Origin of the sequence: Prevotella sp. tc2-28 (assembly GCF_900107705.1) — a bacterium.
Classification (GTDB): Bacteria; Bacteroidota; Bacteroidia; order Bacteroidales; family Bacteroidaceae; genus Prevotella.
The window spans coordinates 17,542-34,087 of record NZ_FNRE01000005.1 but is presented as its reverse complement, the minus strand read 5'-3'; the positions used below and the strand labels follow the sequence as shown (position 1 = coordinate 34,087).

Sequence of the window (16,546 nt, the reverse complement as noted above, 5' to 3'; positions counted from 1 at the left end):
AAAGCGCCTTATTTTTATTTTGTATAAATAAGAGTGGCGTATCAAATGGTTTCTACAATTTTCTTGCAACTGCTTGATATTTGTATCTTTCAAGTCGTGGTGGATTTTCAGAGTGCACATGCATAGAAGTATGTGCATTTCTGTGCTAAGTTGTTGCAAATCAAGTGTATGGAATTTTGCAAGAGGATAGTAGGTGGCGCAAATAGTCTGAAAGGCATAAAATCCCTAAAACTAACAAGTTACGGATTGTGGTATCTTTGCCTACAAAAAAGACACATTTGTTCATTTCAAAAAAAATACCGAACTTTGCATTCGAAAACAATAAACGTAAGACCAATTTTCGTCTTTAATAATAAATAAAGTAGTATCGCCGCATGGGAAAAAATCCAAAGGCGCTTTGGGACAACTGCCTTTCACTGATAAGGGAAATCGTCACAGAGCAACAATATAAGGCCTGGTTCGCGCCAATCGTCTTCGAGAAATACGACGAAGACAGCCAGACTTTGCTCGTACAGGTACCGAGTATGTACGTGTACGAATATTTGGAGCAGTACTATGTGGGACTGTTGAGCAAAGTGCTGACACGTTGCTTCGGTCAGCAAATCCAACTGACCTATCGCATTGTTACTGATAAGACGAATGGCCTTTCACAGGATGTCGAGGCAGAGGCTCCCGTAGCCATTGAACCTGCTCCGGCTACCAACAGGGGTAACAAGGCTCCTACGGTGCTGGATGCTGCCCCTCAGGATTTGAATCCCCAGCTGGATATTCATAAGACCTTCCGTAACTACATCGAGGGTGACTCCAATAAGTTGCCTCGTACTGTGGGACTGTCTATTGCCGAGCATCCTGGTAAGTCAACGTTTAACCCCTTCTTCGTCTTTGGTCCGTCGGGTTGTGGAAAGACTCATCTGATTAATGCGATTGGTGTCCGTTGTAAGGAGATGTACCAACACAAGCGTGTGCTCTATGTTTCTGCACGCCTGTTCCAAGTGCAGTTTACAGATGCCAGCCGTCAGAATACGGTTAACGATTTTATCAATTTCTACCAGACTATTGATGTGCTCATTATTGACGATGTGCAGGAATGGGCAACGGCAGAGAAGACGGTGGCTACCTTCTTCCATATCTTCGACCATTTGTTTAGGTTGGGAAAGCAGATCATTCTGGCTTCAGACCGTCCTCCAGTGGATTTGAAGTGGTTGCAGGATCGTATGCTGACGCGTTTCTCCTGCGGTCTGATTGCCGAGTTGGAGAAACCTAACGTACAGCTGTGCAAGGATATCTTGGATGCAAAGTGTCGTCGTGATGGACTGAAGATTCCTGAGGATGTTATCCAGTTTATTGCTGAGACTGCCAATGGTAGCGTCCGTGACTTGGAGGGTGTTATCAATTCGCTTCTTGCCTATAGTGTTGTCTATAATTCCAATATAGATATGCGGCTTGCTGAACGAATCATCAAGCGCGCGGTGAAGATAGACAACAAGCCGCTGACCATTGATGATATTCTGGACAAGGTGTGCAACCATTATGGTGTCAGCCAGCAATCAATATTCAGTCGCTCACGTAAACGTGACTATGTGTTGGTACGCCAGATTTCGATGTATCTCGCCCAGAAATACACCAAGATGCCTGCTTCACGCATTGGTCAACTGATTGGTGGACGAGATCATTCTACAGTCATTCACAGTTGCTCGGCTATTGAGCAGCGCTTGAAGATAGACAAGGCATTCAGTTCCGAAGTGAGCAGTATAGAGAATTCCTTTAAACTGAGAGATAAGAAGTAAAAAAAGACAACCGTTAAAGGTTGTCTTTTTCTATATCCTTGAAGTATTTGTAAGTGGCGACCTTCAACTCGTCTGTGGCAGGTTCGTCGCAAACGATGATGCCGTGCTGATGGGTCTGCAGGGCTGAGATGGTCCATGCCTGGCAGACGGGGCCTTCGATGGCAGCCTGCAAAGCGCGAGCCTTATGGTGTCCGTTGCAGAGAATCATCACCTCACGGGCAGCCATTACGGTGCCCACACCTACGGTCAATGCCAGCTTGGGCACTTTGTTGACGTCGTTGTCGAAGAAGCGTGAATTAGCGATGATGGTGTCCGATGTCAGTGTCTTGACACGTGTCTTGGAAGCAAGGCTTGAGAAAGGCTCGTTGAAGGCGATATGTCCGTCGGGACCGATACCTCCGATGAACAGGTCGATGCCGCCAGCCTCCTGAATCATCTCCTCGTAGTGGGCACACTCAGCCTCCAAATCCTTGGCGTTGCCGTTTAGGATATGGATATTCTCCTTGGGACAGTCAATATGGTCGAACAGGTTGCGAGCCATGAAAGAGTGATATGACTCGGGATGTGACTCGGGCAGTCCAACATACTCGTCCATGTTGAACGTCAGCACATTCTTGAATGATACACGGCCTTCCTTGTTGGCTTTGACGAGACAGGCATACATTCCCTCGGGTGAACTGCCGGTAGGCAAACCCAGAACAAAAGGTTTCTCTGCTGTGGGCTTAAAGGCATTGATACGCTCAATGACGTGCTCAGCAGCCCATTGCGACATTTTCTGATAATCTGATTCGATAATAACTCTCATAAGTAATTGTTTAAAAAGTTGTACTGTTTCCGGCTGCAAAGTTATAAAATAATTGTGAAAGATGAATGCATAACAGAATTTTTTTTTGTACCTTTGCATCCGTATTATATAATATGTATGAAGGAATTTGTTATATCTGAGGTCAAGGCGGAAACGGCTGTGCTTGTCGGACTGATTACGCAACAGCAGGATGAGGCCAAGACAAAAGAATATCTGGATGAACTGGAGTTTCTGGCTGATACGGCGGGTGCCGTCACCGTGAAACGCTTTACACAAAGGGTGCAAGGACCTAGTCAGGTGACCTATGTGGGAAAGGGTAAGCTGGAAGAAATCAGACAATACATCAAGATGCAGGAAGAGGCTGCTGATGACGATCCTACAGGCGAGACACAGCCTGTGGGTATGGTTATTTTCGATGACGAACTGTCAGCCAAGCAGATACGTAATATTGAGGCGGAACTGAAAGTGAAGATACTGGACCGCACGTCGCTCATCCTGGATATCTTTGCCATGCGTGCCCAGACAGCAGAGGCCAAGACGCAGGTCGAACTAGCTCAATATCGTTATATGCTACCCCGCCTACAACGCTTATGGACTCACTTGGAGCGCCAGGGCGGCGGTTCGGGTTCCGGAGGCGGCAAAGGTTCAGTAGGCCTTCGTGGTCCTGGTGAGACTCAGTTAGAGATGGACCGAAGAATCATCCTGCATCGTATCACACTGCTCAAACAGCGTCTTCAGGAGATTGATCAGCAGAAAACCACTCAGCGTAAGAACCGTGGCCGCTTAATCCGTGTGGCCTTGGTGGGCTATACCAATGTGGGCAAGTCTACGATGATGAACCTGTTGTCAAAAAGTGAGGTCTTCGCAGAGAATAAGCTGTTTGCTACCCTTGATACCACCGTACGCAAGATGGTCATTGACAATCTGCCCTTCCTGTTGGCTGATACCGTCGGATTTATCCGTAAACTGCCTACCGATCTGGTTGACTCGTTCAAGTCAACACTTGATGAGGTGCGCGAGGCCGACCTGCTTGTCCACGTTGTTGACATTTCTCATCCCGATTTCGAAGAACAGATCAATGTTGTAGAGAAGACACTCTCTGACCTAGGCTGTTCAGACAAGCCTTCTATGTTGGTCTTTAACAAGATAGATGCCTATACCTGGACTCCGCAGGATGAGGACGACCTGACAGCACCCACCCGTGAGAACATCTCACTGGAGGAGTTGAAGAAGACGTGGATGGCTAAGATGCAAGGTGACTGCCTTTTCATCTCTGCCCGTGAGAAGCAGAACATTGAAGAGTTGCGCGAGGTGCTTTATCAGAAAGTCCGCGAGCTGCACGTTCAGAAATATCCCTACAATGACTTTTTGTATACAGTAGAAGAATAACCATTGCAAGATACTTATTTATGAGAAATTACAGACAACTGACACAAGATGAGATTAACGTCCTTGAGAACAACAGCTGTTGGGCAGAGGACTGGACAAGAGTAATGGTGGATGAGGCTTTCTCGCCCTATGGTTTCCACCGCGTGATATTCTATGGTGATATTCGTCTGGGCAAATTCGAGAAACAGGTAGAGGTCACCAAGGGCTTTACCAAACATTCGGGCATCAACGATGCAACCTTGCGTAATGTTACGGTGGGCGACGACTGTTTGATAGAGAAGATTGGCAATTTCATCAATAACTATACTATTGGTGATGACTGCTATATCTCCAATGTTTCCACAATGGAGACTACCGAGGGTGCCACTTTTGGCGAAGGTCATCTGGTTAGCGTGCTCAACGAGATGGGCGATGGCAATGTTGTCCTGTTCCATGACCTGAATTCCCAGTTGGCTGCATTCATGGTCAAGCACTTTAGTGACAAACAGTTGAAAGATACCCTCCTGCGACTTGTCAACGAAGAAATCCGCTTCACCCAGCCAGAGCGTGGCACAATTGGCAATGGTGTGAAAATTATCAATTCCAAGGAGATTACCAATACCGTTGTGAAGGACGACTGCGAGATTAATGGTGCGGCAAGGCTCTCTGATTGTACCATCCTGAGCTCGAAGGATGCCTCGGTATATATTGGAACAGGTGTTATCTGCGAAAACTCTATTATCTCGAATGGTTGCAGCATCACCAACTCAGTGAAGATGCAGGACTGCTTTGTGGGTGAGGCCTGCCAGATTACCAACGGTTTTACCGCAGAGGCCAGTGTGTTCTTTGCCAACTCCTATATGGCCAACGGTGAGGCCTGTGCAGCTTTCTGCGGCCCATTCTCGGCTTCTCACCATAAGTCAAGCCTGCTCATCGGTGGTGAGTTCTCTTTCTATAATGCCGGCTCTAACACCAATTTCTCCAACCACGCCTACAAGATGGGGCCCATGCACTATGGAACACTGGAACGCGGTTCCAAGACTGCTTCAGGAGCCTATGTGCTGATGCCTGCCAAGATTGGCGCTTTCTCTGTCTGCTTCGGCAAACTGATGAACCATCCAGACATGCGTTGCCTGCCATTTGCCTACCTGTTGGCTTATGGTGAGACCATGTATATCGTGCCAGGCCGTAATATCACTACGGTGGGACTCTACCGCGATATCAAGAAATGGCCCAAGCGCGATAAACGAGCCAGTTCATGTCGCAAGAGTGTTATAAACTTCGACTGGCTTTCTCCCTTTACCGTCGGTGAAATTGTAGAGGGTAAGCATATCCTTGAGTCTTTACGCCAGGCTGGAGGAAAGAACGTTTCAAGCTATAACTTCCAAGAATACATTATCAACGCTTCGTCGCTGACCAAGGGTATCAAGTATTACGATATTGCCCTGCGTATCTATATGGGGGCCGTGCTGAAACGCGCAGCTAAAGGTGGTTTTCTTGGCAAGCCGACATCAACGACAGGCGAGGGCAAGTGGAACGACCTCTCTGGTCTGTTGCTGCCTGCCAGCGAAGAGCAACGCCTAATTGACGATATCAAGAACGGAACCATTGAGAGCATCCAGGATGTGTTAGATCGTTTCAATGATATTAACGACCACTATCGTGAGTATCAATGGGTGTGGACCTACAAGCTGATTCTTGATTACTATGGCCTTGAAGAGTTGAATGATGCCGCCATGCAGCGCATCCGTGAGGACTATGTCCGAGCCCGTCGTGCATGGATTGCTGAAATCCGCAAGGATGCCCAGAAGGAATTCGAGATGGGAGATGTCGAGCAGGATGTATTTGATGACTTTATTTCAAAATTAGACCACGAAACAGATTATGAAGACTAAATTTTTGGTTGCAGCCTGTCTGATGGCATTGGGAATGTCCGTTCAGGCAAAAGATTTTAAGTACACTACAGTGAATGGCGATCTGACGAAGACTCGCATCTACACGTTGGACAATGGTCTGAAAATATACCTCTCCGTAAATCCAGAGAAACCCCGCATCCAGACCTACATTGCCGTTCGCACTGGTTCGAAGAACGACCCTGCTGAGACTACTGGTCTTGCTCACTACTTGGAACATCTGATGTTCAAAGGCACCAAGCAGTTTGGTACCAACAACCCTACTGCTGAGGCTCCTCTGCTCGACCAAATAGAACAGCGCTATGAGGCTTATCGTAAGCTCACGGATCCGGCTGCTCGCAAAAAGGCCTATCATGAGATTGACTCTGTCTCACAGGTTGCAGCCCAGTATTTCATTCCCAATGAGTATGATAAGCTGATGGCAGCTATCGGTGCTCAGGGAACCAATGCTTTCACTTCTAACGATGTGACATGCTACACCGAGGATATCCCCTCTAATGAGGTAGAGAACTGGGCTAAGATACAGGCAGACCGCTTCCAGCATATGGTGATTCGTGGTTTCCACACCGAGTTGGAGGCTGTGTATGAGGAGTATAACATGTACCTGACAGATGATGGTGACAAGATATGGAGTGCGTTAGGCAAAAAACTTACCCCGACACACCCCTATGGCACGCAGACCACGATTGGTACTCAGGCCCACCTGAAGAACCCATCGATTACGAATATTAAGAACTACTTTAAGAAGTGGTATGTACCCAACAACGTGGCCATCTGCATGGCTGGTGATTTTGATCCTGACAAGGTGGTAGCCATCATTGACCGCTATTTCGGAAAGTGGAAGCCTGCTGCTGACGTCTCTCAGCCCGTCTTCCCAGCCCAGCGCAAACTCACGGCTCCATCGGACACCACTATTATCGGACAGCAGGCTGACCAAGTGTGGATGGGATGGCTGGCTAAGAAAGCCTCAGACTTGCAGTGTGACACCCTTGACGTTATTGGTGACATGCTGAGCAATGGACGTGCAGGTATCTTTGACCTCAACCTGAACCAACAGATGAAGGTACAGGTGGCTCAGGCTGGCACACAGACTCAACAAGACTATTCGTCATTCCTACTCATCGGAATGCCCAAGCCAGGTCAGTCATTGGAGGAGGTACGCTCGCTGATGCTGGCAGAACTTGAGAATCTGAAGCAGGGCCGCTTCTCTGATGACTTGTTGCCCTCTGTCATCAATAACCGCAAACTGAGCGAACAGCGAGCCCTTGACAACAACACGTGGCGCGTCCGCCAGCAGATGAACGCCTTTATCAATGGTGAGAGTTGGCAGCATCATGTCGGTCAGACGGAGCGTATTGCCCGCATGACAAAGCAACAGATTGTCGACTTCGCCCGCCGCTTCTTTACCGATGGTTATGCCACTGTCTTCAAGAAGCAAGGTGTTGACACCCTTCAGAAGAAGATTGACAAGCCTGCCATCACGCCAATTCCCACCAATCGTGACCAAGTAAGCCGTTTCGTGATGGATATCCAGAATGCCAAGGTGGAGCCTATCCAGCCACAGTTCCTCGATTTCCAACGTGACATCACTGTTGGCGAGGTTAAGAAGGGCTTACCCCTCCTGTATAAGCAGAATACCGACAACCAGCTGTTCAATCTTGTGTTCCGTTTCGACTTCGGGCATGAGGATGACAACCGTTACGATATCGCCTCCAACTATCTTGAGTACGTAGGTACCAAGAAGTTGTCGGCTACCGATATCAAGCAGCAGTTCTATAAGCTGGCCTGCAACTATAACATCAGCGTCAATAGCGATAACCTGAACATATCTCTCTCTGGACTCAGCGAGAACATGCCTGCAGCCCTGGAACTGTTGGAGAATGTGCTGCATAACGCACAGGGCGACAAGGCTTCATACGATCAGTTTGTAGCACTGACACTCAAAAACCGCGATGATGCCAAGAAGGACCAGCGTACCTGTTTCGACTACCTGTTCAGCTATGGCGTCTATGGTCCTCACAATATGCGTCGTGCTGATATGACTGCTGACGAATTACGTCAAGCAAATCCTCAGCAGTTGCTTAATCTGTTAGGTGGTCTCTGTCAGTTGCAGCACACCGTGCTGTATTACGGTCCGCTGAGTCAAAAGGAACTTGCTGCCGAGTTGAGCAAGAGCCATAAGACACCAAAGCAGTTGGCTGTTGTTCCTCATGGACAACCTTTTACCAAGCAGCTCACCCCACAGAATGAAATATGGATGGCTCCTTATGATGCCAAAAATATCTATATGCGTATGTACCACAACGAGGGACGCGACTTCAATCCTGATGAGACTGCTACTATTACACTCTTCAACGAGTATTTCGGAGGAGGTATGAACGGTATTGTATTCCAGGAGCTTCGCGAGGCTCGTGGTTTGGCTTACAATGCAGGTGCCAACTACGGACGCATCTCCAAGAAGGGCGAGAAGGAGAGCTTCTTCACCCATATCATCACCCAAAATGACAAGATGATGGATTGCGTGCGTCAATTCCACCAGATACTGGATACCATCCCGCAGTCAGAAGCCGCCTTCCAGATTGCCAAGGATGCCGTGATTAAGCAACTGGCTTCTCAGCGTATCACCAAGATGAACGTCATCTACAGCTACCTCATGATGAAGAAGTTAGGTTTGGACTACGACCTCAACGAGAAAATGTATCGTGATATGCAGAAGATGACCCTTAAGGACATCATCAATTTCGAGCAGAGCAACATGGCGCGCAAGCCTTACCGTTATCTCATTTTGGGTGACGAGAAGGAACTCGACATGAAGTCACTCGAGAAGATTGGTCCTATCCGTCGCTTGACATTGGAAGATATTTTCGGATATTAATAACTAACAAGCAAATACAACTATGGCAAAAACACCAGAATTCAAGTATGCCCCCATGTTTCAGGTGGGCAAGGACACAACCGAGTATCGCCTGCTGACAAAGGAAGGCGTAACCACTGCCGAGTTTGAAGGCAAGCAGATTGTTAAAGTATCTAAGGAAGCACTTACTCTCCTGGCTCAGCAGGCTTTCCACGATGTAGAGTTTATGCTGCGTCGTGAACATAACGAGCAAGTTGCAAAAATCCTCACTGACCCAGAGGCTAGCGAGAACGATAAATATGTAGCCCTGCAGTTCCTGCGCAATGCCGAGGTGGCTGCTAAAGGCATCCTGCCTTTCTGTCAGGATACGGGTACCGCCATCATTCATGGTGAGAAGGGACAGCAAGTGTGGACTGGTTTCGAGGATGAAGAGGCTCTCTCGCTGGGTGTCTTCAATACTTTCACACAGGACAATCTGCGCTACTCGCAGAATGCCCCTCTGAATATGTATGACGAGGTGAACACTCGTTGTAACCTACCTGCGCAGATAGACATCGAGGCTACTGAGGGTGCAGAGTATAAGTTTGTAATGGTTGCCAAGGGAGGTGGCTCGGCAAATAAGACCTACTTCTACCCGATGACGAAGGCTACCATTCAGAACGAGGGTACGCTGATTCCTTTCCTCGTTGAGAAGATGAAGTCACTGGGTACGGCAGCATGTCCTCCTTACCATATTGCCTTTGTGATTGGTGGTACGTCAGCTGAGAAGAACCTGCTGACTGTTAAGTTGGCCAGCATCAAGTTCTACGATAACCTGCCCACTACAGGAGACGAGACTGGTCGTGCCTTCCGTGATATTGACCTAGAGGAGAAGTTGCTGAAGGAAGCACACAAGATTGGCTTGGGTGCTCAGTTTGGTGGTAAGTATCTGGCTCATGACATCCGTGTTATCCGTCTGCCTCGTCATGGTGCCTCTTGTCCTATCGGTATGGGTGTCAGCTGTTCGGCTGATAGAAATATCAAGGCAAAGATTAACGCTGATGGTATTTGGTTGGAGAAGATGGATAGCAACCCCACGGAGCTGATTCCTGAGGAACTGCGCAGACCAGGTGAGGGTACGAAGGGCATCGAGATTGACCTCAACGAAGGTATCGATGCTGTTCGCAAGGAACTCTCCAAGTATCCTGTTTCTACCCGTGTAAACCTGAAAGGTACTATTATAGTGGCTCGTGACATCGCTCACGCTAAGCTAAAGGCCCGTTTGGATGCCGGTGAGGGTATGCCTGACTATTTCAAGAAGTATCCTGTGTTGTATGCTGGTCCTGCCAAGACTCCCGAGGGCTATCCTTGTGGCTCGATGGGCCCGACTACAGCCAATCGTATGGACCCCTATGTTGATGAGTTCCAGGCTAATGGTGCCAGTCTTGTGATGATTGCCAAGGGCAACCGTTCGGATGTGGTCACTGAGGCTTGTAAGAAGCACGGCGGTTTCTATCTCGGAACCATTGGAGGTGTGGCTGCAGTCCTCTCTCAGAGCAGTATCAAGAGCATCGAGTGCGTGGAGTATCCCGAACTCGGTATGGAAGCTGTGTGGAAGATAGAAGTCGAGGACTTCCCCGCCTTTATCCTGGTAGACGACAAGGGCAATGACTTCTTTAAGCAGTTGAAGCCCTGGTGCCCGAATTCGAAGTGAAAAGTGTAAAGTGAAAGGTAAGAAATGGATAACAGCAATCCTGTTGCTGCTGCTGACTATCTCGGTAGCAGCACAGGATGTTATTATCCAACGTGGATGTCGCGTTGGTACACCCAGACCGGAAGGTATGGCATTGCGTCGTGGTGCTTCAGGTGGCCAGCCTAAGCAGGTGGGTGGTGACTTCTACGTGGGCGACCTTCATCAGTTGGTGGTGATGGTAGCCTATGCCGATAAGGATTTTAAGGAAGACGAGACTGCAACGCTGGAATTGTGGAACAATATTTTCAATACTGAGGGCTATGCGGAGGGTTCCTTCCAAGGTTCTATACGCGACTACTTCTGCGCCCAGAGCTACAACCTGTTCTGCCCCGTCTTCGACCTGGTATATGTGAAGGTAAGTGGCAATGCTAAGAAGTATGCCAGCGATGCTTCCTCCGATGAAAACTCACAGTATCTGGTGCAGGACATCATGGAGCAGCTGGAGACGCGCAACATCAACTGGAGCCTCTACGACTGGAACGGCGACGGCTTCATTAACCAGTTGCTAATCGTTTATGCTGGAAAGGGACAGAATGCTGGTGGTGGCAGTGACACCATCTGGCCCCATCAGTGGTGGATGAGCGAACATCAGAAAGGCCCCGAGATAGGAGACTATTGCAATCCCATTCCTGTTACCGATGGTGAGAATCAGTACTTGGTAGATTGTTACTGCTGTGTGCAGGAAGAGGTTAATACGTCGAGTGTGAAGACCTCCTTTGGTACCATCTGCCACGAGTACTCCCACTGCTTCGGCTTCCCTGACTTTTATCGTGGAAGTGTAAAATATGTCGATGAATGGGATCTTATGGACTCGGGCAACTACAATGGCAAGGGATTCTGTCCTGCCAACTATTCTGCCCACGAGCGCTGGTTGATGGGATGGCTCACGCCAACAGAACTGGAGTATAATACTACCATCACCAACATGCCTTCCTTGACAGAAGAAGGTGTGGCCTATCTTATACGCAACGAAGGATATGAAAATGAGTATTACATGGTGGAGAACCGCCAGCAGGAAAGGTGGGATAGTGCTCTTCCCGGCAGTGGGCTCATTATTTTCCACATAGACTTCGACCCCAGCATCTGGACAAGTGTTTCGGATACTCCCAACAGCAGCAAAATACAGCGTTATACTATCTTCAATGCCAACAATTCCACTTCGTTAATCTCAAATTGGGCCTATCCCTATCTGACTAACGACTCACTGACCAACCGCTCTACGCCTGCTGCCAAGCTCAATAACGAGAATACCGACGGCACTAAGCTGATGAACAAGTCGGTGCGCGACATTGACGTTACCAACGGCTTGGCCTCCTTCCGCTTCACGGAAGATACACCCACAGGAATCGAAGAACGTACCACTCAGCAATTGCCTGAGACACTCTATGACCTTGGACCGATATATATTATAAGGTATTCCAATGGTACAATCAAGAAAGTGATGAAACATAAAACACAAAACAAATGATGAAACGACTGACTGTCCTCTTACTGACCTGTTGCATGGTGCTCACGATGAGCGCTCAGACAGCACGCGAAGAAATTAAGGCTAACAAGTTCTTGTCAGCAAGTAACTATCTTGACTATGACAACTACCCTGCCACGAAACCGCTCACACCAGCGCCGAAAGGTTATGAACCCTACCTGATGAACCACTACGGACGTCATGGGTCTCGTTGGCTGATCAATGAACATCAGTATACTGGCGTTCTGAACACGCTCCGCAAGGCAAGCGAGCAAGGTAAGTTGACAACTGCAGGCGAGGATGTGATGCGCCAGGTGGATATAATCTACCAGTCATCCATCAAGCGCCTAGGCGATCTTACAACTGTTGGTGAACGCCAGCACCATGGCATCGGAAAACGTATGGCTCAGAACTTCCCTGAGATATTTAAGAAGGAAGGTTTACCTGTTGATGCCCGTTCTACCGTGGTTATCCGCTGTATCCTCTCGATGGTGGCTGAGTGTGAAGAAATTGCTGCAGCCAATCCCACGGCTCAGTTTCATAACGATGTAAGCCAGTCTTTGCAATATTACCTGAACCAGCCTCGGTCGCAGTTCCTTGACAGTGTTCGCAAGAGCACCCGTAGTATACGTCATGAGCTGGAAAACAAGTTGCTCAAGGAAAGTCATCCTGAGCGGTTGATGGGTGTGCTGTTCAATGATGCTCAGTGGGCTGCCGATAGTGTGAAGGCTGCTAACTTCGTTGCCAGCTTGTTCGACATTGCCGCTAATATGCAAAGTCATGACTTAGGACTCGACCTCTATTCCTATTTCACCGATGAGGAAATCTATGCTCAGTGGCGTGTCCGTAACATGGGCTGGTATATTGACTATGGTGCTTCTCCGCTGGGTGGTGTGGTGCAGCCGTTTTGTCAGGCTAACCTGTTGAAGGACATCATTCAGGTGGCTGATACTACGAAGCAAACCAGTGCTGTGCTACGCTTCGGCCATGAGGTTTGTGTGATGCCTCTGGCTTGCCTGTTGGAGTTGGATAACTGCGGCTATGTTACGGACGACCTTGAAAACCTCGATCAGGTGTGGCGCAACTATAAGATTTATCCCATGGCGTGCAACATCCAACTGGTGTTCTACCGGCCTGTCTCGGGCAAGGGCGACATCCTGGTGAAGGCGCTCCTGAACGAACGTGAGGCAACGTTGCCTGTAAAGACCAGGCAGTTCCCCTATTATAAGTGGAAAGACTTACGCCAGTACTACCTGAAACGGTTGGAATGGTTTGAAGGTAAAGAAAAAGAAAGTGCCCTCCAGAAATAGGGGGCACTTTTCTTATGGAAGGTATGATAATGAGCGGGTTATACTAAGTGCTCGATGAGGTCGGCACGGTCGCCTGGAAGCATGTCGATGACAGGAATCTCAATCATCGTGTAGCAAGCAGGCTGCAAGCGCATGGATGCACGAGCCACATTGACCAGAACTTGACCGGTCAAAGCAGGGTTGTTAATCTGCATGTTGAACTCCAAGCGCTGGTTCTGTGTCTGTCCGCTGACTCCTTTTCGTACAAGGTTAACCCCGTGTCCCATGTCACGAACGTCATCTACGCTCTCCACTTGGAAGACATGCGTCTCATCAGAGGCGAAATAGGGGTCGGCCTTAATATCGGCAGCAACATCCTCCAGTTTGGCACCATCCTCCAACTCGACATATACCATGCGACGGTGGATACCCTCCCCCAAAGGAATGGTCATGGAAAGCGCATTCTTGACACCCTTCTTGGAGCGTACGCAGACACTGTGGCCCATTGACATACCGGGTCCGAAGTTGGTGTAGCTCAGTCCCTTAGGAGCCAGACTTTGCATCAGTGTGCGTACGATGGAATCGGATCCCGGGTCCCATCCGGCAGCGATAACGCTCACGGTGCCCGTCTCCTTGTTGATGGCCATCAGACGCTCGCGATAGCCGCGGATGTTGGTGTGGATGTCGAATGAGTCGACAGTGTTGATGCCCAGCGGCAGTATCTGCTTGGCATATTCCTCGCACGAGCGGGTAGGGGTGGCGAGGATGGCTACGTCAACGTTCTTCAATTCCTTGATATCCTTAACAACCTCATACTGAGCCAGTTCTGCTGGCTTTTCATCGGCACCGTTCCGGCGTACGATACCTGCAATCTCGAAGTCGGGAGCGGCTTCCAGTGCCTGAACGGTGTACTTTCCAATGTTGCCGTAACCTACGACGGCTGCTCTGATTTTCTTCATAATTTGTTTCTTTGTTGGTCGATTTTTGTAATTCTGCTTGCAAAAGTACTACTTTTTCTTTAATATCGTGACATTTTGCCCTAAAAATTATCGAAAAACTTTCGAGTCGCATGCGAAATCCTGTCCTTTAATTTATGCTTTATATCAAGGAAATTGAATTTTTTTTCAAAAAAAGTGGTAAAAAAAACACTTATTTTAAAAATAATGTGTAATTTTGCAGTCGAAATCAATTGAAGGTGTGAACTTTCTAGATTAAATAATAAACCATTAAAATTTTTATTCAAATGAAAAAGCTGTTAGTTATCGGTACAGCCGTCCTTTCAATGGTGGCTTGTACAAAGGAAACAAACCTTTACGATCCTGCTGCTATCGAGAGCAATCAGAAGGCTCAGTATGCTCAGCAGTTCGTAAACACGTATGAAGGAATCAGTCTCGATCAGTCTTGGGACTTGACGACTCTCTCTGCTTCACAGACTCGTGCTACTACTGCAATTGAAACCAAGCTTGTAAAAGGTTTGGAATTTGGTTTGGACTATGATGTAGAATATAGCTTTGGTAAGTATAAGCTGACAAACCGTACAATCGGAAAGAACAAGCCGCTGTTTGATGCCATCCAGAAGGTGCTCCCCGATGGTACGAAGCATGAAGGCGTTCCCGTTGTGTTGACTGCTCCCAGCAACTCATTCACCATCTATCCTGTTAGTGTGCAGGGCATGTGGACTCATGATTTGTATGTGAAGGTCGGCAACGAAAAACCCGTAAAACTTTACTCAAAGAGTTGGACAGATTTTTCTCGTGCCTATGTCAATGGCGAGTGGCTGACAGGTAAAGTTCACTGGTCTCTGTTTGATGGCTATACTTTTGAATTAGGCCAAACGGCAGCACTGAATGGTCTGTATGTAGAGGCTCCTGTAGGCACCCCGATTGAAATCTACGTTGCCAATGTGAAGGAAGGACAGACAGAAAAGCCTTCTGTTGGTACCTTTAACGGTCAGGCTATCTATGTTGATACTGATGCAAAGCCCGAGGGCATTGAGATGCACAAGGATGCTATTGTGAAGTATGTTGGTATTGAGGACAATAATGGTGCAAATTCTGACGGTGACTTCAATGATGTCGTTCTGGCAATCGTAGGTAACCCCTCAGTTCCCGAGGAAATCAAGGTTGAAGAAGATGAGTACACAGTTGAGTCATCTACCACCAAGCGTTATATGGTTGAAGACCTGGGTAGCATTGGTGACTTCGACTTCAACGATGTTGTTATTGATGTAACAGAGAATGTGAAGGATACTTACAAGAGAACGCTGACCAACGGTGAGGTAACCGCTAACGATCTGGTTAAGACTGAGAAGACACAGAGTGCTGTTCTGCGTCACCTGGGTGGTTTGCTGCCCTTCCAGTTGACCATTGGTAACACTGTACTGCCTGAGATGCAGGGTGTGCTTGGTAAGGATCTCGAGGAGAAGTTTGATATCGAAGGCTGGAACCCATTGACCAACAATATCTCTGTCAAGGTTAGAAACAAGGACAATGGTGCTGTGTTCAACATTCCGTTCCCGAAGGCTGGCGAGGCTCCTATGATCATCGCTACACCTGTTGACTGGGATTGGATGAAGGAGAACGTAAGTGTTCCCGGCTCATGGTTCTACCCAGCATTCTAAACTTGCTTTTTTAGCATTTTAGATGCTATAACACAATAAACGGGCGTTTCTGCCCGTTTTTTTTGTGTAATATTATAATATTAGTTTTTTATGATTGAATACATTAAGGGTGAACTGACAGAGTTAACCCCCGCATTGGCAACTGTCGAAACTGCGGGTGTAGGTTATGGGCTGAATATCTCGCTGAATACGTATAGTGCCATTCAGGGCAAGAAGGACGTGAAGTTGTATGTCTATGAGTCTATCCGCGAGGATGCTCATTTGTTGTACGGTTTTGTGTCGAAGAAGGAGCGTGAGATGTTTGAACTGCTCATCAGCGTTAGCGGTGTGGGCCCGAATACGGCGCGTATGATGCTCTCGTCGATGAGTGTTGCCGAGTTGTGCAACGCCATCTCAACGGGTAATGAGCGTCTGGTGAAGGGCATCAAGGGTATTGGTAAGATGACCGCACAGCGTATCATCGTAGACCTTCGCGACAAGATTGTAGCCCTGGGCATTGCTGAAGAGATACCTGCTGGCGGAACGATGGCAGCACCTGTCAACAATGCCGTGAAGGACGAGGCCGTCAGTGCCCTCACCATGTTAGGCTTTGCTCCGGCTCCTACTCAGAAGGTCGTTGTAGCCATCCTCACCGAACAGCCCGACCTGCCTGTTGAGCAAGTGGTTAAGCTGGCGCTGAAACAGATTAAGTAATCGTTGAAGCGCGTTGCCTA

Annotated in this window: 11 protein-coding genes; 9 read left to right on the top strand and 2 right to left on the bottom strand. The window is 48.1% G+C overall.

Annotated elements, in window-relative coordinates:
• Positions 1-374 precede the first annotated feature (374 nt).
• Positions 375-1,787, top strand: coding sequence for a chromosomal replication initiator protein DnaA (gene dnaA / locus BLU47_RS05760; RefSeq protein WP_091959714.1), 1,413 nt, complete (start codon positions 375-377; stop codon positions 1,785-1,787).
• A 13-nt stretch (positions 1,788-1,800) separates the two neighbouring features.
• Here the strand turns inward: dnaA and nagB are convergent, their stop codons facing one another.
• A complete protein-coding gene (gene nagB / locus BLU47_RS05755) occupies positions 1,801-2,592 on the bottom strand; it encodes a glucosamine-6-phosphate deaminase (RefSeq protein ID WP_091959710.1) in 792 nt (263 codons plus the stop codon).
• A 117-nt stretch (positions 2,593-2,709) separates the two neighbouring features.
• Between nagB and hflX the strand changes: the two genes are divergently transcribed.
• From hflX to BLU47_RS05725, 6 genes are read left to right on the top strand one after another with little or no spacing between them, the layout of a single operon-like run.
• Positions 2,710-3,981 carry a GTPase HflX gene (gene hflX / locus BLU47_RS05750; RefSeq protein WP_091959707.1) on the top strand — a complete coding sequence of 424 codons (1,272 nt, stop codon included), beginning with the start codon at positions 2,710-2,712 and terminating at the stop codon, positions 3,979-3,981.
• A 20-nt stretch (positions 3,982-4,001) separates the two neighbouring features.
• Positions 4,002-5,855: a DUF4954 family protein gene (locus BLU47_RS05745; RefSeq protein WP_091959704.1), complete on the top strand. Its 1,854-nt coding sequence runs from the start codon at positions 4,002-4,004 to the stop codon at positions 5,853-5,855.
• Positions 5,845-8,748 (top strand): M16 family metallopeptidase, encoded by a 2,904-nt coding sequence (locus BLU47_RS05740; RefSeq protein ID WP_091959701.1) that lies wholly within the window; start codon positions 5,845-5,847, stop codon positions 8,746-8,748. The genes BLU47_RS05745 and BLU47_RS05740 overlap by 11 nt, the downstream gene beginning before the upstream one ends.
• Positions 8,749-8,770: 22 nt before the next feature.
• Positions 8,771-10,420 carry a fumarate hydratase gene (locus tag BLU47_RS05735; RefSeq protein ID WP_091959699.1) on the top strand — a complete coding sequence of 550 codons (1,650 nt, stop codon included), beginning with the start codon at positions 8,771-8,773 and terminating at the stop codon, positions 10,418-10,420.
• A 10-nt stretch (positions 10,421-10,430) separates the two neighbouring features.
• A complete protein-coding gene (locus tag BLU47_RS05730; protein WP_091959696.1) occupies positions 10,431-11,927 on the top strand; it encodes a M6 family metalloprotease domain-containing protein in 1,497 nt (498 codons plus the stop codon).
• Positions 11,924-13,234 (top strand): histidine phosphatase family protein, encoded by a 1,311-nt coding sequence (locus tag BLU47_RS05725; RefSeq protein ID WP_255402105.1) that lies wholly within the window; start codon positions 11,924-11,926, stop codon positions 13,232-13,234. The genes BLU47_RS05730 and BLU47_RS05725 overlap by 4 nt, the downstream gene beginning before the upstream one ends.
• 38 nt (positions 13,235-13,272) lie before the next feature.
• Here the strand turns inward: BLU47_RS05725 and BLU47_RS05720 are convergent, their stop codons facing one another.
• Positions 13,273-14,172 (bottom strand): diaminopimelate dehydrogenase, encoded by a 900-nt coding sequence (locus tag BLU47_RS05720; protein WP_091959693.1) that lies wholly within the window; start codon positions 14,170-14,172, stop codon positions 13,273-13,275.
• A gap of 284 nt (positions 14,173-14,456) precedes the next feature.
• On the opposite strand from BLU47_RS05720, the gene BLU47_RS05710 reads away from it, so the two are divergent.
• Together BLU47_RS05710 and ruvA are read left to right on the top strand one after the other, a co-directional pair.
• Positions 14,457-15,833: a hypothetical protein gene (locus tag BLU47_RS05710; protein ID WP_091959688.1), complete on the top strand. Its 1,377-nt coding sequence runs from the start codon at positions 14,457-14,459 to the stop codon at positions 15,831-15,833.
• A gap of 90 nt (positions 15,834-15,923) precedes the next feature.
• Positions 15,924-16,526 (top strand): Holliday junction branch migration protein RuvA, encoded by a 603-nt coding sequence (gene ruvA, locus BLU47_RS05705; RefSeq protein ID WP_091959685.1) that lies wholly within the window; start codon positions 15,924-15,926, stop codon positions 16,524-16,526.
• Positions 16,527-16,546 lie beyond the last annotated feature (20 nt).

What these genes read in the sequence shown, in the direction of transcription:
- BLU47_RS05735 (WP_091959699.1), top strand. Translation starts at nt 8,771, where the DNA reads ATGGCAAAAACACCAGAATTCAAGTATGCCCCCATGTTTCAGGTGGGC.
- BLU47_RS05745 (WP_091959704.1), top strand. Translation starts at nt 4,002, where the DNA reads ATGAGAAATTACAGACAACTGACACAAGATGAGATTAACGTCCTTGAG.
- BLU47_RS05710 (WP_091959688.1), top strand. Translation starts at nt 14,457, where the DNA reads ATGAAAAAGCTGTTAGTTATCGGTACAGCCGTCCTTTCAATGGTGGCT.
- BLU47_RS05720 (WP_091959693.1), bottom strand. Translation starts at nt 14,172, where the DNA reads ATGAAGAAAATCAGAGCAGCCGTCGTAGGTTACGGCAACATTGGAAAG.
- hflX (WP_091959707.1), top strand. Translation starts at nt 2,710, where the DNA reads ATGAAGGAATTTGTTATATCTGAGGTCAAGGCGGAAACGGCTGTGCTT.
- ruvA (WP_091959685.1), top strand. Translation starts at nt 15,924, where the DNA reads ATGATTGAATACATTAAGGGTGAACTGACAGAGTTAACCCCCGCATTG.
- dnaA (WP_091959714.1), top strand. Translation starts at nt 375, where the DNA reads ATGGGAAAAAATCCAAAGGCGCTTTGGGACAACTGCCTTTCACTGATA.
- BLU47_RS05725 (WP_255402105.1), top strand. Translation starts at nt 11,924, where the DNA reads ATGATGAAACGACTGACTGTCCTCTTACTGACCTGTTGCATGGTGCTC.
- BLU47_RS05740 (WP_091959701.1), top strand. Translation starts at nt 5,845, where the DNA reads ATGAAGACTAAATTTTTGGTTGCAGCCTGTCTGATGGCATTGGGAATG.
- nagB (WP_091959710.1), bottom strand. Translation starts at nt 2,592, where the DNA reads ATGAGAGTTATTATCGAATCAGATTATCAGAAAATGTCGCAATGGGCT.